General features: G+C 49.0%; 20 protein-coding genes and 1 tRNA gene. 6 read left to right on the plus strand and 15 right to left on the minus strand.

Annotated features, from left to right (window positions below; genetic code table 11):
* Window positions 1–69: 69 nt before the first annotated feature.
* Window positions 70–1977 carry a sigma-54-dependent Fis family transcriptional regulator gene (locus BFC17_RS00105; protein WP_070174430.1) on the minus strand — a complete coding sequence of 636 codons (1908 nt, stop codon included), beginning with the start codon at window positions 1975–1977 and terminating at the stop codon, window positions 70–72.
* Between the two features lie 244 nt (window positions 1978–2221).
* Window positions 2222–3112, minus strand: a complete 891-nt coding sequence (locus tag BFC17_RS00110; protein WP_070174554.1) for a transporter — start codon at window positions 3110–3112, stop codon at window positions 2222–2224.
* Window positions 3113–3462: 350 nt separating this feature from the next.
* Here BFC17_RS00110 and BFC17_RS22885 point away from each other — a divergent pair, with 350 nt between their 5' ends.
* Entirely contained in the window at window positions 3463–4533 is a 1071-nt protein-coding gene (locus tag BFC17_RS22885; RefSeq protein ID WP_070174431.1) for a methyl-accepting chemotaxis protein, read from the plus strand.
* Here the strand turns inward: BFC17_RS22885 and BFC17_RS00120 are convergent.
* From BFC17_RS00120 to BFC17_RS00160, 9 genes are all read right to left on the minus strand, one after another.
* Window positions 4482–5363 carry a carbon-nitrogen hydrolase family protein gene (locus tag BFC17_RS00120; RefSeq protein ID WP_070174432.1) on the minus strand — a complete coding sequence of 294 codons (882 nt, stop codon included), beginning with the start codon at window positions 5361–5363 and terminating at the stop codon, window positions 4482–4484. The genes BFC17_RS22885 and BFC17_RS00120 overlap by 52 nt on opposite strands.
* Window positions 5364–5371: 8 nt before the next feature.
* Window positions 5372–5971: a GNAT family N-acetyltransferase gene (locus BFC17_RS00125; protein ID WP_175439505.1), complete on the minus strand. Its 600-nt coding sequence runs from the start codon at window positions 5969–5971 to the stop codon at window positions 5372–5374.
* Between the two features lie 19 nt (window positions 5972–5990).
* A complete protein-coding gene (locus BFC17_RS00130) occupies window positions 5991–6398 on the minus strand; it encodes a ketosteroid isomerase-related protein (RefSeq protein WP_070174434.1) in 408 nt (135 codons plus the stop codon).
* A 680-nt stretch (window positions 6399–7078) separates the two neighbouring features.
* Window positions 7079–8086 (minus strand): alpha/beta hydrolase family protein, encoded by a 1008-nt coding sequence (locus BFC17_RS00135; RefSeq protein WP_070174435.1) that lies wholly within the window; start codon window positions 8084–8086, stop codon window positions 7079–7081.
* 185 nt (window positions 8087–8271) lie between these two features.
* Entirely contained in the window at window positions 8272–9042 is a 771-nt protein-coding gene (locus BFC17_RS00140; RefSeq protein ID WP_070174436.1) for a DUF6090 family protein, read from the minus strand.
* A gap of 271 nt (window positions 9043–9313) precedes the next feature.
* Window positions 9314–9496, minus strand: a complete 183-nt coding sequence (locus tag BFC17_RS00145) for a DUF2897 family protein (RefSeq protein WP_070174437.1) — start codon at window positions 9494–9496, stop codon at window positions 9314–9316.
* Entirely contained in the window at window positions 9493–10176 is a 684-nt protein-coding gene (locus BFC17_RS00150) for a M15 family metallopeptidase (RefSeq protein ID WP_070174438.1), read from the minus strand. The genes BFC17_RS00145 and BFC17_RS00150 overlap by 4 nt, the downstream gene beginning before the upstream one ends.
* Window positions 10173–11300: a succinyl-diaminopimelate desuccinylase gene (gene dapE / locus BFC17_RS00155; RefSeq protein ID WP_070174439.1), complete on the minus strand. Its 1128-nt coding sequence runs from the start codon at window positions 11298–11300 to the stop codon at window positions 10173–10175. Before dapE ends, BFC17_RS00150 begins: the two co-directional genes overlap by 4 nt.
* Window positions 11297–11647 (minus strand): ArsC family reductase, encoded by a 351-nt coding sequence (locus tag BFC17_RS00160; protein WP_070174555.1) that lies wholly within the window; start codon window positions 11645–11647, stop codon window positions 11297–11299. The genes dapE and BFC17_RS00160 overlap by 4 nt, the downstream gene beginning before the upstream one ends.
* 295 nt (window positions 11648–11942) lie before the next feature.
* Between BFC17_RS00160 and BFC17_RS00165 the strand changes: the two genes are divergently transcribed.
* Window positions 11943–12377, plus strand: a complete 435-nt coding sequence (locus BFC17_RS00165; RefSeq protein WP_070174440.1) for an OsmC family protein — start codon at window positions 11943–11945, stop codon at window positions 12375–12377.
* A 23-nt stretch (window positions 12378–12400) separates the two neighbouring features.
* On the opposite strand, the gene BFC17_RS00170 is transcribed toward BFC17_RS00165, so the two are convergent.
* Entirely contained in the window at window positions 12401–12913 is a 513-nt protein-coding gene (locus BFC17_RS00170; RefSeq protein WP_070174441.1) for a PTS glucose transporter subunit IIA, read from the minus strand.
* A 371-nt stretch (window positions 12914–13284) separates the two neighbouring features.
* Between BFC17_RS00170 and BFC17_RS00175 the strand changes: the two genes are divergently transcribed.
* Both BFC17_RS00175 and BFC17_RS00180 read left to right on the plus strand, forming a co-directional pair.
* The gene (locus BFC17_RS00175; RefSeq protein ID WP_070174442.1) at window positions 13285–14340 is read left to right on the plus strand and encodes a patatin-like phospholipase family protein; all 1056 of its coding nucleotides are present in this window, start codon (window positions 13285–13287) and stop codon (window positions 14338–14340) included.
* A 114-nt stretch (window positions 14341–14454) separates the two neighbouring features.
* Window positions 14455–14531: transfer RNA gene (locus tag BFC17_RS00180), tRNA-Val, on the plus strand.
* A gap of 57 nt (window positions 14532–14588) precedes the next feature.
* Here the strand turns inward: BFC17_RS00180 and BFC17_RS00185 are convergent.
* Genes BFC17_RS00185 through BFC17_RS00195 form a run of 3 tightly spaced genes read right to left on the minus strand, consistent with a single transcriptional unit; the run spans window position 14589 to window position 19536 of the window.
* A complete protein-coding gene (locus tag BFC17_RS00185) occupies window positions 14589–15710 on the minus strand; it encodes an ankyrin repeat domain-containing protein (RefSeq protein ID WP_070174443.1) in 1122 nt (373 codons plus the stop codon).
* Window positions 15711–15722: 12 nt separating this feature from the next.
* Complete coding sequence (locus tag BFC17_RS00190) at window positions 15723–17078, minus strand: DUF1552 domain-containing protein (RefSeq protein ID WP_070174444.1); 1356 nt, start codon at window positions 17076–17078, stop codon at window positions 15723–15725.
* The gene (locus tag BFC17_RS00195) at window positions 17047–19536 is read right to left on the minus strand and encodes a DUF1592 domain-containing protein (protein ID WP_070174445.1); all 2490 of its coding nucleotides are present in this window, start codon (window positions 19534–19536) and stop codon (window positions 17047–17049) included. Before BFC17_RS00195 ends, BFC17_RS00190 begins: the two co-directional genes overlap by 32 nt.
* Window positions 19537–20000: 464 nt before the next feature.
* Between BFC17_RS00195 and BFC17_RS00200 the strand changes: the two genes are divergently transcribed.
* Both BFC17_RS00200 and BFC17_RS00205 read left to right on the plus strand, forming a co-directional pair.
* Entirely contained in the window at window positions 20001–21188 is a 1188-nt protein-coding gene (locus tag BFC17_RS00200) for an aromatic ring-hydroxylating oxygenase subunit alpha (RefSeq protein ID WP_070174446.1), read from the plus strand.
* Between the two features lie 14 nt (window positions 21189–21202).
* Entirely contained in the window at window positions 21203–22165 is a 963-nt protein-coding gene (locus BFC17_RS00205) for a PDR/VanB family oxidoreductase (protein ID WP_070174447.1), read from the plus strand.
* The last annotated feature ends 32 nt before the right edge of the window (window positions 22166–22197 follow it).

Here is a 22197-nt window from a genome sequence, read left to right on the forward strand (position 1 = left end):
TTTATGTAGTTTTATATTTGAGGTGTGCGGAGTGTTGCAAAATGAAACACTCCGCTAGTGTTACCCGTCTCAGTTTAAGGCAGTGCCTGAGCGGTCTTTAGCCAGTTTGCGATACAAGGTCGCCCGGGAAATGCCGAGTTTTTTGGCTGCCAGGCTCATGTTGCCACTGCAATCTTCTACTACACGGTTGATGAGATCCTGACTAGCCTGATCAAGCAGTCGTCCGGAGTCAGCTGGGGTTGATGTGTTGGCTATGGCAGTCGATGCTACACAGCTTTGGCAGGTTTGATATTCTTCCGGCAATTCATCCATCTGGACAGTCTGACTATCGTCTCCAATGGCATCGGCGTAGAGCAGCACATTTCGCAACTCGCGGATATTACCCGGCCAGTTGTAGCATTCGATAAAGCGGCTGACCTCGGCGCTGAGCTGTTGTTTATACTGGCAATCGGCGGCCAGAATGGTTTGTGCGATGGCCAGTTTATCGTCCCGCTCGCGTAAGGGTTTGATGGGGATCGCAAAGCCTTTTAGGCGGAAGTACAGATCCTGGCGGAATCGGCCTTCTTCAATGGCCTGTTCCAGATTAACGTTGGTGGCGCATATTAGCTGAAAATCTACTTTGTGCTCTTTTGATGAACCCAGCGGGCTTACCTCGCGGGTCTCCAGTACACGCAGTAACCGGCTTTGCAAAGCCAGCGGCATGTCGCCAATTTCATCTAAAAACAATGTGCCTTTGTCGGCTTCGGCAATACGGCCTTTAAAACCCTTTTTATCGGCGCCGGTAAAGGCTCCGGCCTGATAACCAAACAGTTCACTTTCGATCAGGTTTTCTGGAATTGAAGCGCAGTTAATTGAGATAAACTTGCCCTGACACTGACTGGCATCGTGCAGGTGGCGGGCAGTAACTTCCTTACCCACGCCGGACTCGCCATACAGCATCACCGGCAAACGATTAAGCACTCTCGCACCGCGTTCCACTGACCGGGCTAACTGTTCATCACCAAAGGTGGTATTGGGTACCGATGCAATGACCGGGGCAGGGCGGACCTCTTCGCTACCGCGATCCTCTGTGGTGGGTGAGGAAGGAGTACTAATGACCCTTGAAGCCAGTGTTACACCTGAATGCAGCGTCAGATAGAAAGGTTCACCACTGGCAGCACGGCGGTTTTGAATGATGCCGATATCGGAACTGAACAGACCGTCAAACCAGGTATCAAAGAAACGACGCTGATCGGAAATAAAGGTCGACGCGGCTTCGTTACAGCCAGTCATCTTGCCGTCGGGCGATATGGCCAGCAGCAGGTTGGTAATATCACCAAATTGACCTGACGAGGGGATAATTTCAATCACATAGGTATCGCTGAGATTCAAAATTAAAGACTTTTGAATATTGCGCGCACAGGTTTCCAGCATATAAAACACGGCCATATCATTAATGGAGTGTTCGTTGGTAATGTCCAGCGACGCACACAGGCGGCCCATGTGATCGAACACCGGCGCCGCGGCACAGTGAAAGGTATTATGCTGTTCTTTGTAGTGTTCACCACCAAACACACGGGTAAATTGCTTGGTGTTAACCGCACAGGACATTGCCGTGGTGCCGACATTTTCTTCGTTGAGCATCACGCCATCGCGAAATGCCGAAGCGATACGCGCATTACTCAGGCGATTTGCCTGACGGACCTGCAGTGCATTACAGTTCTTGTCGGTAAGCAGTACCGACCAGCCTGCACCTGCGACAGCCCGATATAGCTGCTCGACGTGCCGATTTGAGACGGTCAGCAGTTCTTCGTTCTGGTACTTGAGTTGTTCGAGTTTGTCAGGACGCACGTAGCTGTATTCAAGCTTTCCGGACATTCTGACGGTTTGATCTGCGCAGCGAAGCCATGATTCCCGAATGGCACCCGGTAGCATATTAGCTACCTGAATATCTCCCTCATTAAAACGCTGTCGGATTACACTGAGTTCATTGTTCATTACTACAACCTATCGGGAATACTGCCAGGCCTCTATAGACGTTTTGCAGTGTATTTTGGGGTAACCGATTAACGAACGCAGAGTCTACCACAAGTTGTAAATTATTTGTAATATGTTTTTACTGTGAACTATAATTCGTATTGCGAACTTTGGGTGGGAGAGCAGTAATGATCGCGGGCTTAGATGCGGCCTTTAAAAAGTGAAGAAAGGTGTAAGTGACGCGCACCACTTACACCCTTATGAATTAAAAGACTTTTACAAATCGCAGGTTGATACGGTCATTTTCGAAAAAGCCATTTTCTACTGAAATGCTGCGGCCATACTGTACCTGAACCTGCAGATCAGGCTGTACAAAGTGTTGTACAGTAAACTGCCAGCGGTTGTTATTCAGTTCGTCCTGTTGGTCCACTCCCGCTACTTCAGATTCGGCACCGAAATCGTGGTAGTAGTTCACCGATGCCGTGGTGGTATCAGAAATATGGTAATTCAGGTGTACCTGATAGCCGTACTGGTCGTCCTGTTCGCGAGTGATTCCCGAAGCACCGAAGTCATCATTATCGCCGAAGAAGGTGTACTCACCTATCAGATGAACTGAAAACTGCTCGGTAATCGGCGTGACAAAAGCAGCCTGGGTAATGAACTTGGTGCGATTCTCACCAAGGTTAACCGGGCCTTTCTCGGTGTCGTAGCTACCTAATGGCAGGGACACAAGACCCGTTACACCAAAAGCCTGCTTGGTATCGGGGTTATTGTATAACCAGATGGTTGCGCCTAGGATCGGGTCGCCAATACCCGAAGCTTCAACTTCAGCGCCACCGGCATTCAGCTTTAGCTGACCAAAAGGTAAAATAACCTGCGGATCAACGATAAACCCGCCAACCTCGATGTAGTGAACCCAGCGGAGTAAGCCAATGTCGGCACTCAGTGTAGGGCCGTTTTCAACCTGCTGGCCGTTAACATAGAACTCATCGTTATCAAAAGATTGCAGATATAATATACCCAAATCAATGCCTGCTGGCAGCGGTGAGTAATCACCCGGATCGGTAGCAACCTGAGCAGCTTGGGTTAGGGGGCTCACTGCAGCACATGAAAGGCCGAGTGACAGCAAAGCTGGTTTAAGTAGTGTGTTTTTCATCTGGTTATCCTTATTAAAAAGTAACGTATCACGTTGCCCTACCTTCTGCATTTAACATTCCATAAACAAAAGTGCTTAATAAAAACAGGTGCTTATGTGAATTTTGTTAAAAAGTATCGAGTTTCAGTGTTTTAAAAAATAACACCTGTATGTGAAGGGGCGTCTCAAAATGAAACAGTTTCTCAACGCAGACGCTTAGTCTGACTAGACACTATTGTTACGGATAAACCGGGTTATCTGGCTGGTGGTGCCAAATTAAGCGGAAAATGTAAAAGAGGTGTTAATTTTGCACTGGTCCTGCTTTTGTTAAGCGGCCGGCGACGGTTGTACAAAGCAGTGGAGAAAGCGAATTGAATAATAGAGCAGAGGTTGAGCAGCAAGCTCGAGCCGGAAAAATCAGAATACTGGCTGCCGGTGGACTGGCCATAGCCGGACTATGGTTGGTGACAGGGTTAGCAGCGTTGTGGAATTTACCGTTAATTGGTTCGCTGGTGGCTGTAATGACAACCTTAGTGATTGGGTGGCTGATACTATATTGCCAACAATTCACTGAGTCATCAGTGATCACCGAATACGTGGAGGTACCGGTTGAAAGCAAAGCTCAGTCACAGCCAACAGCAAGTGATAAAGACGAATCGTTACTAACAGTCATCACAGATAACCATGCACTCTGTGAACAGGTAGCTATGCATACGCAACAAGGGGCACACAGGTTATCTGAAGTGTTACTGGGCATGGAGAAAGCCCGCGAACTGGCCGGTTACTCCGGGCAAAGAGTCGAACAGAGTTACGAAAGCACGCAAAACAGTCAGAAGGCCATAGGATTTCTGGCGGAGCATATCCACAGCGTAGGCGAGGTATTCAGCCAGTTGGCCCGGCAGTCTGATGAGATAGCCTCCATTGTGGTTAAAATTCAGGATATCGCTAAACAAACCAATTTGCTGGCACTCAATGCGTCGATTGAAGCGGCCAGAGCGGGGGATCACGGTAAGGGGTTTGCGGTAGTCGCCAACGAAGTGCGGCAATTGGCGGGGAGTGCCAATGCATCCAGCGAGGAGATCGCAATAATTGTCAGACAGTTAAAGCAAACCTCGGCCGATGCCGGCATGGGGATGCAGTCTGCGGTGGTGTCATGTGAAGATTGCATGACTCAATCCACTATCGCTCTGGATGCCATGGAAGAAATTAAACAAGGGGCTAAAGAGAGAACGTCTATTGTCGCTGATATCTTTCAGAAGCTGCTCGGGCAGAAGCGTATTCTGAGTGATATCGACGCAATATTACGGCAGCAACAAACTGGTATAAACGCGGTTGCCGGTGAGTTTGATGATGGCCAGGCGAATGGGGGGGATGCGCCTGGCGGGTTAACTCAATCGCGCCCGGGGGCGTTTTTTTCGAATTGTTTGGGCCAGTCGCGGTAATTAAATACCTGCCCCTCATTACGAATTCGGGCAATTTCCCCCAGGTCGACGGTGGCATACACCCAGGCTGGGTCGCTGTTTTCTCCCTCGGCTAAAATACCGTTCGCCGGAAAACCATAATCAACCGGGCTATAAACGCTGGCGCGGCCAGTGTTGGCGTCGACGGCTGGTGACCAGTTGGCATCGCCAACCGTAGGTGACTGAACCACATAGCACTGATTTTCTAATGCGCGCGCCTGACAACCAATGCGAACACGGTGGAAGCCCGCCTGGGTATCCGTACAACTGGGTACCAGCAACAAATCGGCGCCTGCCGCTACCTGATGGTTGGCGATCATGGGAAATTCTGAGTCGTAACAAATGTGAATGCCGATTCGGCCAAGTGTTGTATCAATTACTTTAATGTCGGTGCCCGGGCTGATGTGCCATTGTTCGTTCTCAAACCGGGTCATAATGAGCTTATCCTGATAGCCGAGCAGATCCTCAGGGCCGAACAGGTTAGCGCGATTTACAAAACTGCCATCTTCCTGCGCGGTAGGAAAAGAACTGGCCAGAATATGCACGTCGTATTCAGCCGCTAACGATTTATGCTGAGCAACCCAACGGGGTAACAGGCTTTGCATAGCGTGGAGTTGCTTAGCTAAATCACTATACACCGCTTCACCAAACAGGGAGGCGAGCTCCATACTGCCATACTCAGGAAAAACCAGCAGTCTGGCACCTTGTCTGGCCGCACGGCTTACCCAGTCATCAAGCTTTCGGGCAAACTCATCCCAGTGTTCAAAAAAAACGCTGTCATACTGAGCCGAGGCCAGTTTAAATGTATGCATTGCTACTCCTAAGTGAGTGCTTTCATCCAGAATGTCATGGGTTTGGCAGACTCCTCAGACTCTCCCACTTCCTTCCAACTGAAGGTGGTCGTCAGGTCGGCACATTTCTGATAGCCGCGATGCTGCCAGAATGTATCAAGCGGCTGAAAATCTGCCGGGCGAGCCGGGCGAGCCGGGTGATCGGCCGGGCGCTCAACCGCACAAAAACAGGAATGGGTAATGCCTGCGATGGACATGGCGTGCGCCTCACGGTATTCAAAAAAGGCAACGCCCGCGCCCTGACCACGATATTGTGGCAGCAGCACCGACTCGCCACAATAAAATATGCGCTCAGTATCAAACCCGGCCTCAACAAAAGGCTGCTTTACTTCCGTAGTTTCATGTTTCAGCGGTACGCCGGTAGATGCGCCTACGGCTTTAGCGCCATCGAATGCCAGTACGATAATACTGTCTGGCGCCTCAATATAGGTGCTCAGATACCGGGCTTCGTAAGCGGCATCGCCATCATACAAATAGGGAAAGTCGCGAAACACCTGCATGCGCAGTTGGGCGAGCTCATCTATATATTGATGTAGCGCGGCACCGGATAAACATTTAAAAGTAAGCATAATAAGTGTTGTGTAGCAATCAGGCCGAAACCTGTGCTATCCAGTCTTCAAGGTTGTAATAGTTGGTTACCCGTGCAACCAGGCCATCGCGAATTTCAAAAAACGCACCGGCGGGCAGTTTATACGTTTGCCCGTTGGCTTCGGGTAAACCCTCATCGGTGGCCAGGTATTCTCCTAATACGGTGAACTCTACTGCAGCGCGATCGCCCGCGGTATTGGTCATTACCTCAATATCTACAATGGTTTCTTTGTAGTTTTGGTTCATACGCTCCATAAACGCCGCAAAGGCAACCTTACCCACTTCGCGAGCGCCCTGATTGATGTCATGAATAACATCATCAGTGAGCAGCGACAAAAAGGTGTCCATATCCTGCTTATTAAAAGCAGCGTAGTAATCCTGAAGTAACTTAACAGTTGCCTGACTCACAAAAATATCCTTCTTAAATAGCTAAGAAGCGAATGATAGTCCGCTGGGTTAAGAGTTTAAATACCCGCTGGCGGTGATTGACCGATTTATGTCGCAGGTTCAACTATCTGGCAATCATTCGATCAGAGTGACTGCCTACCATGTTCCCATCGCATTAAAAACCACCCTCTGAGTCTTTGTTAGCGCTATGCTGGTATTAGCGCTGACAGGCATAGGGTATAAAAACTATTTACAAGCTCATTAACGAATTTGCTACATTAATAAGTAATATTGTATTAATATATCGGCAGAGCAGCCGAATAATTTGTTCGCATTTGCAAAGTGCAGAAACACGGCAGGAAAAGCACGATTCGGTCTGTTCTAGATTGGGCCTGGAAAAAGGCTGTGGGTACGAAGCTATTTACAATATATTAGTCGAGAAAATAGTGGATTCGTACAAGGCGATCTTGGACGCAATTGATCGCTAACAAGGCCAATCACGGCGACAGCTTTTTCATTGCTGCTTCGACTCCACTTCAAAGTTGCGCGTGTTAGCGGCGTTAAACGTCAGCTGTTTGTTGTGAGTTCCCAATCAGCCCACTTGGTGTCCGCTTCACGCCATAAGCCATTCACTGATCGCGAGATCTGGTTTGAGTCAAAGTCCGTAATTGCTAACTCGTATATGAATTAAATTAACAGAATTACCCTTTAGGGGCATAGTTTATAATGGGCGGCGGTTGTTGATCCCTCACATACCGGTCAAGCCAGTTGCGAAGTTGCATAAAGACCTCTTCCCGATACTGACTAATAGCATGATCGGCACCTTCGTACATGATAAACCGCACGGGATAGCGTTTTTCATCCAACGCCTCAACAAGCTTTAACGCCTGGCTTGAACGGGTACGCCAATCAGAAGAACCGTTTAGCACTAACATTGGCACTTTAGGTAACTTGTCAAGCCAGTTTAATACTGAGCGCTCTGCTAGCCAGGCTTGCGGATCCCGCTGGTACTGCGGGTCCATTTCAGCAAACATGTTGCCCATTTGCGGCCGGTGTTCCACTATTAAGGCCTGATCAGCAACAATACCTCCAACGGCAACAGCACTTACCTTAAGCCCCTTTTTAAGCGCCAGAAAACTCATCATACTCCCCCGTGACCACCCGAACAGACCGATACGCAGGGTATCAACTTCATCAAATCCAGCTAGTACGGAGGGTAATGCCAGCACGTCGTTTACATCATCGCCACCAAAGTGATCCGCGCCCTCACTGCCTCCGCCCCCTCGATATTGTGAGGCAATCACCACATAGCCCCAACTGGCAATTTCAGCCAGCTGCGCCGGCCCTATCGAAGATCCCGGAAACGTCAGTGAACCAAAATCCCTATTACCGCCGCGATTATAAATCACCGCTGGATATTTCCCCGGCGCGTTAGGTTTAAAGACAAACCCCCGGATTTTAAGGCCATCGACCTCATAGACAATCCCCGATAAGCGCACGTTATGCTTGAAGGTGTTTTCGAGCATCGCGCTGTCGGTTTTTTGTTGCCTCCCAGAGGTAAAAAGGGAGTCATGCTTCAGTAAATAAGCATTAAAGTCTGCGGGTGAGGTAATGGGAGTTTCACTGATAAGCTGTGCATAGGCGCTATGATTCATTAAAACAAACAGTGACAACAATAGCCAGATTGAGCGAGTATTCTTGTATTTCATTAACCGTCTCCTTGTCTGATATAGGGTCAGTAATGTTTACTGGTGCTGTTCACATCCGACATCGAAACGGCATCCGCTACCAACACTATACTAACTTATTCAACAAGCCTGGCGGTACCAGTTTATGGCGTAGTTTGGGCGAAAAAAATGGCTTGGAGAGCCATAAAGTAACCACACCTGACACTTTACGTTTTGGTTTCAGAAGCTGTATCCGGCATCATGTCCGCACCACCGCTAATGTATTTTTCGATCGCTGATGCTATTTCCCCGGCATCAAGACTAAAGCTATTCAGGGTTTCATTCTGGGATAAAACATAGTTTTGGAGTAAATACACTGTCGAAAGAAGCTGCTTTTTATCTTCAACAGAGATAACACTGTTTTTGGGCCAGTTATTTTCCTGCTCGAAAATTAGCGCTAGCGTGTCACCGTTCATTATTTTTGGCAGAAAGGTTTGGGCGAAACTGCGGCTTACTCTGGCTACCTGCGTTTGGGTGCCTTCCGTGAACTGGTAATTTTTGTAATAGTATTCTGCAATATGATTTCTCAGCGCTTTGGCTTTTATTAACTCGATACTATGAACGTCGGTCAAATTATCATACGCCGTGCGAGATTGGCGAAAAAAGCCAAATCGACCGAACCGGTCGAAATTGGCAGCAAATGCCGTTGCTATCTCAGCGTCACTGCTATTTGCCAGCAGCAATGTAATAGTTTGCTGAAACACGGCGAGTTTTCTTTCGTTGGTGCGCTCGATGCTTTTTATGATTTCAATATCAGCGGTCAGGTCTTTTTTAATCGCCAACAGATATTCTATTTCGGTGGCTTTGTTTGCCCGTTCGTTATTCCATGCTGTTACCTGCAAGCCAACAAAGATACCCACGATCACAACCAGCACATCAAGCCCGACAGCAAACCAACTTTGTTGCTTCACATTGTCAATAAAGCGTCTCACTAGCATGTCGACATTCCTTTAGAGTAATGAAATCCTGCACACCCTATAAAAGTACGTTTCAGTTCAAAAATTGTACACTTCTTTTTACGTATAGTGTGATGAAAAGCAGGTCTGGAACCTTTATTTATTGGCTTAGCAGACGATCCTCATTTCGTTCCTTAATTGATAAAATTTAAGTCTGATGCAGATGACTTCATTGTCTTTAGCCGACGTTCCTAATCAGCCTTCCTGACTTCCGCTTTTCGTTCAAAGCCGTATTGAGCGGTATGAATCTTTACTACTCTCCAACAGATTTATCAGACGGCGGGGGAGCGTTGTCTGTTTTTTTGTCGTGGGGGACTTCTGGCGGTGTGTAAGCCTTAGGCATTTTAAATTTTGCGCTGTATTTCAGCAGCATAATATTGCTGGCTATAACGCCTAATACCATCACAATAATGCCCAGTACTAACCAGATATTCATGTTTCCTGTGCTCCCAGATTTAATACAAAACGTGGATACAGCTCGTCAAGCATGGCCAGCACGGTTTGTTTTCCTTCCATCTGGCTTGCGTTTAGACAGTCACTGAGTGCCTGTTGCGAGCGAAATTTTTCAAACTCAGCAGCACTTACAGTGTGACTCAGATGCCATAACTCGGTTGCCACGCCCCCTTTGTCCTGTAAAAACGGTCGGCTAAAACCAAACGAATCTAGATGTTTATTTAACCATTGCGCCAGGGCATAGCAAGGTCCACCAGGGCGATATTCTGCATCAACCAAATCAAACTCACCGCCGGCGGCATCCACCGAGGCTTTATCGTAAACGTCGAGGTCGGACCCCCAGTGATGACGACTACCGCCGGGCAATGCCGACCAGATAAGAATAGTATACACCCGTTCCTCAGCGGTTAAGCGGGCGCTGTCGACCCGTTCACCGCGATGATTGTATAAGGGCAGTTCGCCACGCCATTTTCGATTCCAGATGGCCAGCTGGCGCTCGAAGCTACGATAGCTGCTAACCAACTGCAAATCCTGGCCATCTGCCTGTGCCTGCGTTTGCATCGCTGAGAAGGCGGCGGCAACGTCAGGTAACAGGCGGTGAGATTCACCGACTGCGATTAAAGCGCTGTCATCGCGACCAAGCCAGGCCTGAGCGAGGTTCATGTCAGCAGATTCTCCAGAATACGGTAATAAATCCGCTCCAGATGATAGAGGTCCTGGATCCGCACATGCTCATCGATTTTATGGATGGTGGCATTCACCGGGCCTAACTCCACTACCTGAGCTCCCGTTGGTGCAATAAAACGCCCATCAGAGGTACCGCCAGCGGTTGACAGCTCAGTGTCAAAATCCATCTCACTGCTAATTGCCTTTTGTACTGCACTAAGCAGATTACCGTGGTCGGTTAAAAATGGCTGGCCGTTAAAAGTCCATTTAATCTCGTATTCAAGATTGTGCTTGTCGAGGATTTCTTCAACCCGGGCAATTAACTGCTTGTCAGTCACTTCGGTGGAAAAGCGGAAGTTAAAACACACATGCAGTTCACCGGGGATCACATTACCCGCACCGGTACCACCGTGTATGTTAGAAATCTGGAAACTGGTGGGAGGAAAGAATTCGTTGCCGTTGTCCCAGTGTGACGACGCCAGCTCATCGAGGGCAGGGGCCGCCTGATGAACCGGGTTTCTGGCCAGATGCGGATAAGCTACATGCCCCTGAATGCCTTTTACCACCAGATCACCGGTGAGAGAACCACGTCGACCGTTTTTCACTACATCACCAACTACCTTTGTGCTTGAGGGTTCGCCTACTATGCACCAGGTGATTTTTTCATTGCGGGCTTCCAGGGTATCGATAACCCGCGTGGTGCCGTTAATAAAAGGGCCTTCTTCATCGCTGGTAATCAGGTAAGCAATACTACCGTGATGATCAGGATAATCTGCCACAAACTGACGGGTTGCGGCCAGCATGGCGGCTAATGAGCCTTTCATATCGGCTGCGCCACGACCGTGCAGGTTGCCATCTTTTTCGGTAGCGCTGAAAGGCGGCGTTTGCCAGGCATCTTCCGGGCCGCTGGGTACCACATCGGTATGGCCGGCAAAACAAAAAACCGGGCCTTCGCTGCCGCGGCGTGACCACAGGTTGGTGGTATCCTCAAACACCATGGTTTCGTTTTCAAACCCGGACTCTGCCAGCCAGTCTTTCATAAAATCCTGACACCCGGCATCTTCGGGCGTCACAGAACGTCGGTTAATGAGCTCTTTAGTTAACGCTAAAACGTCGGTCATGAGTTAAAAATCTCCTGATACTGAGCGGGTTTAAAACCTAAATGTAACTGACCGTTCACCGCCAGCAAAGGGCGTTTAATCATGGCCGGGTTGTCTGTTAGCAAGGGCAGGGCTGTCGCCGCCGACAGCGATGCTTTTTGGTCGTCACTCAACTGGCGATAAGTGGTGCCACGCTTGTTGAGAACTTGTTCCCAGCCGAGTTCGGCCAGCGCTTGTTCAAGCACATCCTGAGGTACGCCCTGCTTGCGATAGTCGTGAAATTCAAACGAGATATCGTGTTCTGTTAACCAGTTTTTCGCTTTTTTTATGGTATCGCAGTTGGGAATACCGTACATCACTACCGTCATGTGGCTGCCTTTATTGTCACGTGTTAAATATTGAAGTGCCGCAAGTCTATCCTGCTGCGCTGATACTGTAAAACCACTGCGCAGGAAAGCGGCGATGCAATTTTGCATTGCAGTGCGTAATTATGACACAGTCGGCCTGATGATTTTAGCAATTTAAATACTGGTGGCGCGCTCAATCTCTTGCTGTGCCTTGCCTGTAGCGGATTTGCTTTTTTCGGCACAGCTCCTGCTTTGAATAGGTATACAAGCCAAATTAACCCTTTGGCAGCCTGACAAAAACTATCGGAGGTAATCGATGAGTATCGTTAAAAGTGCATCAGCATATTACAAACCACTGGGTAAAGCGGGGCTGGGTAAAGTCAGCACGCAAAGTGGCGCGCTAAAAGAGCAGCCCTATGGTTTTAACACCCGCTTTGAGGACGAACCAGGCACTAATCCCGAAGAGCTGCTGGGCGCTGCGCACGCCAGTTGTTTTGCCATGGCTTTGTCCTTCGCGCTGGCCGACGCCGGATTTGAACACGGTGAACTTTCTGTAGAAGCTTCTGTATCGCTGGATAAAGACGGCGATGGCTTTAGCGTAACCCAGTCAGCGCTGGTTCTGGATGCGGTTGTGGACGGTATTGAGCCGGCGCAATTTGCGGAAATAGCTGATGGTGCTAAGCAAAACTGTCCTATATCTAAAGTACTAAATGCCGAAATTACCCTTAGCTATACGCTGAACAAGGGATAAATCTAAGCAGCGGTGCCGACACCTCATACGTAAAGCGTTAAAAAGGAGTCGTCTGCTGCCCTAACTTTATTATCAGTAGTTAACACAATGGCGCCTAGTTTGGCGCCATTTACTATGGTGAGAATACATACTGGTAGCGCACCTTGCTGTTTTATCCACAGCGGATCAGTTTTAACCAGGGAAGTGCCTTGTTTACAGCGCTGTCCACTTTTAACTTGCCACTGTATTCGCTCGCCATATTTTACTGCGCCCGTTTCTCCAATTTGCAGCAACAGCTTCAGCCCTTTTGGGTTAACCAGCCGGACTTGTGATTTACTGATATCGATTTGCTCAACAATGCAGTTGGTGGGGGCGACGATCTCGCCGGTTGTCATGACTATGCCAACGCCTGATCCCAAAAGCCCGGCCTGAACGATGGGATCATCGAGTTTATCCAGCAGTAAAATGTCGCCCGTGGCTGGTGCCACGAGGTTAAAAATTGGTCTGCCGGTGGCCGGGGCGCTAAGCTCAATTTTTTTTGCAACAGAAACGGTCATTAGTCAATTTAGTGCTTGCTTATCGCTTCTTTATACCTTATTGGGCGTGTGTTCCCAAGGGAAATTTCGCACAATCAGGGTTATCCACTATATCTGTGGATAACTTTGTTGAGTAGTTATGAGGTAAGCTGTAACTTAATGATAATTATGGTTTATTTTTGCTGTTCAATATATGTACAGTATGTTGATGGGCATAATTTAAGGGAATAATCCAGCCTTTTTCACAACTTTTTAGGGTGTTCAAAAGCTGTGCCTGTGGGTAATTTACCTTACCTGTGCATTAGGTTAGGATTGACCACAATTACACCGTTTTAAATCCAGGGAAGTCAATTCTGAACGCTCCGCTCAACATTTATGCAGGCCCTTCGGCAATGCAAAAAATTCGTCAGCAAGGATTTACGCCTGATCTGTTTTCTCATGTGCTCGGTGCGTCTGGTGGGCCAAAGTGGTTTGTGCTGGCAGGGTTGGATCGGATCCTGTTTCCGGCATTTTTTGCCGATTCAGCTCAGCCGGTGAATGTGATTGGCTCATCGGCAGGTGCGTTTCGTGCTGCCTGTTTTGTGCAACAGGATCCGCTGGCTGCGATTAACCGGTTAGCCGAAAACTATTCGCAAACGGTTTATTCTGCTAAACCGAATGCAGCCGAAATTACGCAAAAGGCTCGAGCGCTAATCGATTACGTAATGGGGCAAAATGGGGTAATGGACGTACTTACCAATGAGCGCTTTAAATTGCATATTATTGCTGCCCGTTGTCATGGCTTAATGCAGCACGCTGGAAAATACCGACAGTTGGCCGGTTTAGGGCTAAGTGCGCTGGTCAATACTGTGGACAGGCGACTGCTGAAAAAATTATATACCCGCAGTGTTTTTTCGGCACCAAACAGTCACCTGAAAATCAGCGATCCCTATACTTTGCCCACCGACTATATGGTACTTGGGCAAAATAACGTTAAAGACGCTTTGCTCGCATCGGGGGCTATTCCTCTGGTGATTGATGGCGTTGAGCATATCGTTGACGCGCCTCGGGGCATGTACCGCGATGGCGGAATTATCGACTATCACTTTGATTTATCGCTCGCTTGCGGTACCGGCGCTGAAGAAGGGTTAGTGTTATATCCGCACTTTTACCCTAAAGCGGTGCCCGGTTGGTTTGATAAAGGGTTAAAACGTCGGGTACCCCACGCCAGCAGTTTTGATAATGTGGTAATGCTGGTGCCATCGGATGAATTTGTTGCATCGCTGCCTTATAGTAAAATTCCCGACCGCAAAGACTTTGAAACCCTGGACGCGAAAACCAGGATCCAGTACTGGCAAACAGTCATTAGCGAGTCAGACCGGCTGGGGGAGAGCTTTACACAGCTTTATCAGAACGGGCGTATTATGGACGTTATTCAGCCATTACCGTTTTTGTGTAAAGGCGGTTAGCTTTCCGATTGGTTAATCTACAGGCAATTAAAGCAATTCTGGCAATTTATACTTGCACAGCGCGTGGCGCATCGCTATTATACGCGCCACTCGGTAATCACCGATTTCAAATTTGCGTCTATAGCTCAGTTGGTTAGAGCGCTACCTTGACATGGTAGAGGTCCCCTGTTCGAATCAGGGTAGACGCACCATTTTATTACATCGATTTTCTCGTATTTTATAAGCCCCTAAGCCGCCTTGTATTCCGGCTACGCCCCTGACTTGTCGCTTTTGCCGCGTAACATCAACGCAATATCCGTTAACTTATTTTGCTCGGCGATTTCCACTGGCGTGCGCTGTGGGGGAATATAATTTTCACTTTTAAAGTTGGCTTCATAACGCCAGGTCAGCGTTGATGGTTGGCTAATCGTGGTGGGATCAGCGCCTGCCTTTAACAGAGCTGCTACCAGTTCCGGCTGATTGGCCTGAACTGCAACGTGGAGTAGCTGATTGCCATCCCGGTCAAACCCGGCCAGGACTGATTTCGCTGCATCCGGGGACAACCACGAGTCAAGTTCGGTCACCAACATGGTTAAAAAAGCATAGTTTTTGGTGTAAACGCCGAGCTGAGCCGCTGTTGTGCCATCTTTAGCCGTAGCTGATAAATCTGCCTCGAATAATAACGCGGTGTAAACGGCCTCTAAGTCCTGACTTTTTATAGCGAAAAACAGGGGGCTGTAGCCTTCCTGGGTTTGTTTGTTAATCTCTGCCCCGTTGATGAGCAAATAACGCATGTTTTCGGACTTTCCGGCGTTAGCTGCAAACATTAATGCTGTTTGGCCATGCTGGTTTTCAGCGTTAACCGGGGTACGCTGACTGATTAAGCGCGACAGCATATCCGGTGAAGTTGAAGCCGCGCATAACATTAGTACACTGGTGCCATCGTTGATAGTGCTGTTGGGATCGGCTCCCCGATCTAATAACGCATTAATAATTTCTTCATTACCATACCGGCAGGCCTGAATAATCGGGCTAAAATGGTTGCCATGAGTCAGGTTGGCTTTTGCACCTTGTTGTAACAGCAAGCTTATCAGTTTGGGGTCCTGGGTTTCTATGGCCCAGGCCAGTAACGATGACTCATCGGGTAAGGGCTGGTTCATATCCACTTTGCTGCTCAGTGCATTCACCTGTGCGTAATCCAAATCTAGAATTGCGCGCTTGATTTTGAGCAACTCCTCTTGCTGTACCGCATTTGCCACCACAAGCGGGGCCGGAGTAACCTGAGTTTCGTGGCTACAGCCGCTGCATAACATTACCAAAGTTAAGATGGTAGTTTTTACTGTGGTACCAGCGAGCAATTTACCTTGAGTTTTGAATACTTTTTGCAACATCACTATTACTCCTCAGCCAATCAAACCGTTCAGCGGCCCGCTGCTGTCACCAAAACTTTCCAGCGGTATGCCCATTTGCTGTAATACCGACAGCAGCAGGTTACACATTGGCGTGTGTTTGTCGGCTGCGATATGACGATTGCCCCTGAGGCCGCCACCGGCCAGAATAATCGGTAAGTCCATGTGATCGTGTTCGTTACTCTCGCCAATACAGGCCCCGCGAATAACAAAGGTATTGTCCAGCAGGGTGGATTCGCCATCCGGAATACTGGCCATTTTTTCCAGATAATCGGCAAACAGCTGCATGTGGTAAGCATTAATTTTTACCAGTTTGTCGATTTTCTCTGGCACGTTTGCATGATGACTCAGTGCATGATGGCCATCGGGAATACCCAGATTGGTATAAGCATGATTGCTCAGCTCCCGACCCAGCATGAAGGTGCTCACGCGGGTCATGTCGGTTTGCAGCGCCAGCATTTGCAAGTCCAGCATAATTTTGACGTGTTCTTCAAAGTCGGCTGGTACGTTGGCCGGTACGGCCAAGTCTGCCAGATTCATTTCGATGGTAGTTTGGCGGGCTTTACTGATCCGGCGTTCGACATCGCGCACCGACTCCAGATATTGCTCCATCTTGTGCCGGTCGTTCATGCCCAGTCGGTTGTTCAGGCGTTTTGCTTCTACATGGATAAAGTCCAGAATGCTGCTTTTATGGGCCAGGCGCATTTGCCGGGTTTTTTCATCAATTTTATTGCCATCACCAAATAAATGTTCAAATACATCGCCTGGTGCCACCATGGCCGGCAGGGCCTGGGTTGGGCTCTTCCAGGCAATGGTATTGGTGTAAGTGCAGCTGTAGTTAATATCGCAGCTGCCCACCAGACTCGGTGGTTCAATACCCAGCTCCAGCGAGGCCAGTTGAGTGTCTTTGGCAAAATAGCGTGCAGCTACCTGATCGGCGGATATACCGCAGTAGATGTCGGCACCTTCAGTTGCCTTTGCGTGCGCCCCGGTTAAAAAGGCAGGGCAACTGCGACCATGTCCGGCCGGAGGCGCGCCAAAGGCGCTGGCCTGATAGTGGGCCAGACCGGATATGACTGAAAATTTATCCCGGACCTTTGCCAACGGTTGGAGTATTGGTGTCATGGCGTAGTCGCTGCCGGTTGTTAGCGGCGTGTACCGCTGCATGCGTACGCCATTCGGCGAGTAAAATACCGTCATGCGCTTGGGGCGCTGCTCCAGGGTACTGGCGGCTGCAGCAGGCAACAGCGACTCCATGGCTGGCAGTGCCAGGGAAACGCCCACACCTTTCAAAAAGGTGCGGCGCGTTAAGCTTCCTTTAGTGTGCTTTAACGAACTGTTGCTTTTCATGAGGAGCCTCAGGTGCTTTTTTAAAGTTAAACGGCATACTGGTAACCACAGCTTCAATGATGCTGTGAATTCGATAGTCATGGGCGCTGGCTTGTCGGGTAATATCACGGATCACCGGTTGGTCATAAGCTTCCAGACCGCGGCCCAGGGCATAGGTTAACAATCGTTCGGTAAATGCCATGGCAAAACGTTCTCTGCGGTCCCACAAAACCTGCTGTAAACCAGGTAATCCCTCAAACTGCGTACCATCGGGCATACGGGCTGAAACGTCGATTGGCTGACTGGCATAACTTGTCCTGAATGCGCCTACGGCATCGTATTTTTCCAGCGCCAGACCCAGCGGATCCATGCGAATGTGACAGGCTGCGCAAACCGGATCTTGGCGGTGTCGCTTTAATTGTTCACGGGCGGTCAATGCCACGCCATCATGTTCGGCAACCAGTGCCGGTACATCAGGTGGGGGCGGCGGTGGGCTGGCGGCCAGCAGATTATCAAGGATCCATTTGCCCCGTTTTACCGGTGAGGTGTGATTGGGGTTGGAGGTTAAGGTTAAAATGCTGGCCTGGCCTAATAGCCCGCCTCGCTGGGGATAGGCCGTTAAGTCCACTTCGCGAAAGGCGCTGCCAGATACTCCCTCAATGCCGTAATGTTCGGCCAGCTGTTGATTAAGGTAGCTGTAGTCAGCATTTAAAAAGTCAAATATTGGCTTATCGTCTTTAAGAATTCGGGTAAAAAACAGTTCGGTTTCGCGCTTAATTGATTGGCGTAATGGCACCGTAAATTGCGGAAATTCAAATACGTCCGGCGTGTGAAAAGGAATATTACGTAAATACAGCCATTGTCCGGCAAAATTATCGGTAAGCGCCCGGGCTTTGTCTGATTTCAGCATGCGTTTTATTTGGCTGCTCAGCACATCAGGCTCTCTTAACTGCCCGGCAAGGGCCAGGTCAGTCAGTTCTTTATCCGGTAAGCTACTCCATAAAAACAGTGCCAGACGCGCTGCAAATTCACTATCACTCAGCTGATAAACGCTGCCGGGAGAAACTCCATCAGGCACGGGTTCCTGCAGGTATAAAAAGCCCGGGGAAATTAACAAAGCTTGCAGCGTGGTGGCAATGCTGGAGGTGAAATCCAAATCTTTTCTGGCGGCTTTATATACGTTGAGCAGAGGACTGACATCTGCGTCGGTTACCGGGCGACGATAGGCCTCGGTGGTGAGTGAGGCGATGATGCTGCGGGCACAATCAAGCTCAGCATTTTGCTTAGCTGAGGCAGCCGCTGAATTCGTTGGAGAGCAAATAAATATCTTTTGCGTGCTGGGCGTATCCGGTAATCCGGGTTCGCTGGCAAAAGGACCTACAACTTCCATTTCCAGCACGTCGCGTAAAAATGCCGCCTGGGAGAAGCGTGATGACATATGATAGGACGGTACTTGCTGGGAATTAACCCGGGCACCATCCACAATAAAATCGAGGTCCAGCAATGCCGCGGCGCGGTCTGGCAGGACCACATGTTCGGTGCCTTTACGGATGGTGGGCACGTGTTCGCTCAGGGCGAGTTGTTTACGAAAACTCATGCCAATGCTGTGGTGGCCTGCTGATAATGTCAGCTGATAGTGATAACGCAGCTCATCGAGTCGGTCGACTTCGTTATTGGTATTGGCATTAAGGTACCCGGCAATTTCGTATACCCCGGTCACCGGTGCATAAAAGTCAAAGCTACCGCCACCGCGGGAGTCCAGTGGCAGTTGCTCGCTGGTGCGTAAGTCAAAAGAGGGAACCCCGCTGTTTTTTACCGAGCCGTCTTTAGGCACCACATAGGTTTTTTTGCTGATAGATTCGCCGGTTAAGCCGGTGGCCAGGCGGCTGACCTTTCCGGCCACCGACAGGTAGCGCTCAAGCAGTGTGGTAGAAACGCCCAGTACATCGGCGTTGTTGTCAAAGCCGTAGCCCGAGACATCGCCGGGCAACAGTGGCGTAATGTCTTCCTCAAGAGCCAGTAAATCCCGCACAGAATTAGCATATTCGCTGCGATTTAAGCGCCGCAGAGTAGAACGACCGGGGTTAGGGTGTTGTTCGCTATAGTCATCCAGCCCCGTTTGCAACCATTGCAGTAAACCGGCTTTTTGCGCAATAGTCAGCTGCTTTTTATCTGCCGGTGGCATGTCGCCCATAGACACGGATTTCAAAATTGCTTCCCACAGTTTTTGGTTTTTACCGCGTTCAATATCACTCACGTGAATTTCTTCTAAAGACCAGTTGCCAGCATAGTCATAGTCGTTATGGCAACCTTCACAGCGGTCGGCGATTAATTCACCTACTTCATCACGACTTAAGCCTGGCTGTGCCGGCTGGCCAAAAGAAGGTGCACTGATACTCAGCAGCAATAAACCGAGCGACGAAGCAGAGCAAAGGCGCCGCCGTGATAAGACCAACAATGGGGAGGAAAAAGACAACATTTGCACTCTCTTTGCGCAATCGCGTGTAAAACCACAGGTTTTTATTGAAAAGTAGCGTGAAATTGCAGATTACATGCCAAACGCTGGAATAGTGGAGAAAAAGCTTTTTTTTGCATAAAAGTATGGGCAAGGATGGAATAAAGTGAATCAGCAACGCTTTCTGAGTAGCGCAGGATTACAGTCAGGTATGTGTTTTTAATTTCTAAGATTCTGAATTTTAATAATAAAAAGGATTTTAGGGAGGGCGTAAACATTTGTATCACTGAATCGACAACTGCAACACCGATGCGTTGCAAAACAATTAATCGTACGTATAAACACAATCATGACTGAGTCCGATCCCTTACTATCTTCATCGTTAGCGAACTAAAACGATAAGGCAATAGTGTTTACGAACTTCCTGTTCCAAAGCTGTTAGTCGTCAGGCCAACGGATGTTGTCTTTTTACCTTACTTGGAGTCAGTATGAGCGCATTTTTTTTAAACGATGAATTCTTCGACAGCTTAGAGAGTTCAGTAAAGGAAATCGAAGCAGCAGAAACGTTACCGCCACTGTGTTACACCAGTGCAGAGTTTTATGAATTCGAGAAAAAAGCCATTTTTGAACACGAATGGCTTTGTGTTGGCCGGGTTGACTGGGTGCCTAATCCCGGTGACTTTTACAACACTAAAATAGTCGATGAGCCTATTGTGGTAGTGCATGATCGCGACGGTGAAATCAGAGCGATGTCATCGGTTTGTCAGCACCGGGCCATGCTGGTGTCGGAAGGGGAAGGCAATACCCGTACCTTTACCTGTCCTTATCACCACTGGATTTATGATCTTAAAGGCAACCTGATTAATGCCCCGGCGATGGAAAAAACCTGCGGCTTCCACAAAGAAGAGTTTGGTTTGCCGGTATTTAAACTTGAGATTTGGCAAGGCTTTATTTTTATCAACTTTGATGACAATGCCAGCCCACTGGCACCGCGCCTGACCGCCCTGGATCCTATTCTGGCTAACTACGATATTGCCAACACTGAAGGGCCAAAACCAGACCGCGATATTCATTATGATTTTGGCTGGAAAGTGATGTTTGAAAATAATAACGATGGTTATCACGCCAACAAACTCCACCATGGCGAATTTCACGATTATATTCCCAGCGAACTGGCCGAGTTCCCGGATGACTTACCTGAAGATACCGCAGGCTATTATCGTACCAACGGCACGCTGCACAAAGACGCCAGCTTTAACCCTACGCAAAAAGCATTGATGCCGGTGTTTCCCAAGCTGACCGATGACGAAAGAAATCGTATGGCGTTTGCTAACCTGCCACCCACGTTATCACTGGTCATGACCAGCGATACGGTGATTTATCTGATCCTTCGCGCGGAAGGGCCTGAGTCACATAATCTTGACCTGGGCGTACTGTTTTCTAAAGGCGCGATGTCAGAGCCTGATTTTGATAAAAACATGGAGCTGGTGGTAGAAAGAGCGTTGGAAATCAATGCGCAGGATGTGCATGTGGATGAGCTGGTGCAAATTGGTTTGCGTTCAAAATACGCACCGCGCGGCCGCTATTCCTGGCAGGAAGGGGCTCAGCGTCAATTTAATACCTGGCTTGTTCCGCGCTACCGTGCTGAATGGGAAAAATTTAAAAAAGCACGATAAGTGGAACTACCGTTATGGATTATCAAACTCTTGAAGTCACCGTGTTCGATGTCTGGGAAGACGGTGAGGCCGTAAAGCTGTTCGACCTGCGGGCGGCTGATGGCTCAGCGTTGCCACCGTTTGCGGCCGGGGCGCATATCGATATCACCACGCCTGATGCTATCCGTCAGTATTCGCTGTGCAACGAGCCAGCCGAAACACACCGTTATGTAGTCGGTGTGGCGCTGGCTGAAGCAAGCCGTGGAGGCTCTTCGTGGTTGCATAGTGAAGTACAGCCAGGTAAACGCCTGACCATTGGCTTGCCCCGTAATCATTTTCCCGTGTTAAAAGGGGCGCACCATTCGGTGCTGATAGCCGGCGGCATAGGCGTTACGCCTCTGCTGGCTATGGTTTACGAACTCGAAGCGTCGCAGCAGAGCTGGGAATTACACTACACCGCCCGCAGTTCTGAACTTGCGCCTTTGTGTAAAGCGCTCTCAGAATGTGCAGCTATAGCTAAATACGGCAAGGTAACACTTTATCAAACCCGTGCTGAGCCGGTTAACCGCCTGGATTTGGCGAGCCTGGTGGCAAGCGCTGATTCTGGCAGTCATTTTTACTGCTGCGGACCTGAAACGTTGATCAAAAGCTTTACCGAGGCGCTTGATGGGTGGCCGTTGGAGCAAGTGCATTGTGAACATTTCTCAGGTGCGGATGTGTCTGTGGCAGAAGGTGGTTTTACCATTCGACTGGCGCGCAGCGGTTCGTCTTTTAAAGTGCCTGAAGGGGAGACCATTTTAAGTGTGCTGCAAGATCACAAGGTGTCTGTGCCGTGTGCCTGCCGCGAGGGGATTTGCGGAAGCTGTGAAATTGCCGTGCTCGATGGCATTCCCGATCATCGGGATAACGTGTTGAGCGAGGCTGAAAAGCAGCGCAATAATACCATTATGGCGTGTTGTTCTGGTGCACTCAGCGCCGAATTGGTGCTTGATATCTAATCTCTGCAACAAGGTGGGCTTTTTCGAGCCCA

Origin of the sequence: Marisediminitalea lipolytica (genome assembly GCF_001758465.1) — a bacterium.
In the GTDB taxonomy this organism is placed as follows: Bacteria; Pseudomonadota; Gammaproteobacteria; order Enterobacterales; family Alteromonadaceae; genus Alteromonas; species Alteromonas lipolytica.

Bases quoted from the DNA above. Each gene is read 5' to 3' on its own strand.
- BFC17_RS00105 (WP_070174430.1), bottom strand. From the start codon at position 1,977: ATGAACAATGAACTCAGTGTAATCCGACAGCGTTTTAATGAGGGAGAT.
- BFC17_RS00110 (WP_070174554.1), bottom strand. From the start codon at position 3,112: ATGAAAAACACACTACTTAAACCAGCTTTGCTGTCACTCGGCCTTTCA.
- BFC17_RS00120 (WP_070174432.1), bottom strand. From the start codon at position 5,363: ATGCATACATTTAAACTGGCCTCGGCTCAGTATGACAGCGTTTTTTTT.
- BFC17_RS00125 (WP_175439505.1), bottom strand. From the start codon at position 5,971: ATGCTTACTTTTAAATGTTTATCCGGTGCCGCGCTACATCAATATATA.
- BFC17_RS00135 (WP_070174435.1), bottom strand. From the start codon at position 8,086: ATGAAATACAAGAATACTCGCTCAATCTGGCTATTGTTGTCACTGTTT.
- BFC17_RS00140 (WP_070174436.1), bottom strand. From the start codon at position 9,042: ATGCTAGTGAGACGCTTTATTGACAATGTGAAGCAACAAAGTTGGTTT.
- BFC17_RS00145 (WP_070174437.1), bottom strand. From the start codon at position 9,496: ATGAATATCTGGTTAGTACTGGGCATTATTGTGATGGTATTAGGCGTT.
- BFC17_RS00150 (WP_070174438.1), bottom strand. From the start codon at position 10,176: ATGAACCTCGCTCAGGCCTGGCTTGGTCGCGATGACAGCGCTTTAATC.
- dapE (WP_070174439.1), bottom strand. From the start codon at position 11,300: ATGACCGACGTTTTAGCGTTAACTAAAGAGCTCATTAACCGACGTTCT.
- BFC17_RS00160 (WP_070174555.1), bottom strand. From the start codon at position 11,647: ATGACGGTAGTGATGTACGGTATTCCCAACTGCGATACCATAAAAAAA.
- BFC17_RS00165 (WP_070174440.1), top strand. From the start codon at position 11,943: ATGAGTATCGTTAAAAGTGCATCAGCATATTACAAACCACTGGGTAAA.
- BFC17_RS00170 (WP_070174441.1), bottom strand. From the start codon at position 12,913: ATGACCGTTTCTGTTGCAAAAAAAATTGAGCTTAGCGCCCCGGCCACC.
- BFC17_RS00175 (WP_070174442.1), top strand. From the start codon at position 13,285: ATGCAAAAAATTCGTCAGCAAGGATTTACGCCTGATCTGTTTTCTCAT.
- BFC17_RS00185 (WP_070174443.1), bottom strand. From the start codon at position 15,710: ATGTTGCAAAAAGTATTCAAAACTCAAGGTAAATTGCTCGCTGGTACC.
- BFC17_RS00190 (WP_070174444.1), bottom strand. From the start codon at position 17,078: ATGAAAAGCAACAGTTCGTTAAAGCACACTAAAGGAAGCTTAACGCGC.
- BFC17_RS00195 (WP_070174445.1), bottom strand. From the start codon at position 19,536: ATGTTGTCTTTTTCCTCCCCATTGTTGGTCTTATCACGGCGGCGCCTT.
- BFC17_RS00200 (WP_070174446.1), top strand. From the start codon at position 20,001: ATGAGCGCATTTTTTTTAAACGATGAATTCTTCGACAGCTTAGAGAGT.
- BFC17_RS00205 (WP_070174447.1), top strand. From the start codon at position 21,203: ATGGATTATCAAACTCTTGAAGTCACCGTGTTCGATGTCTGGGAAGAC.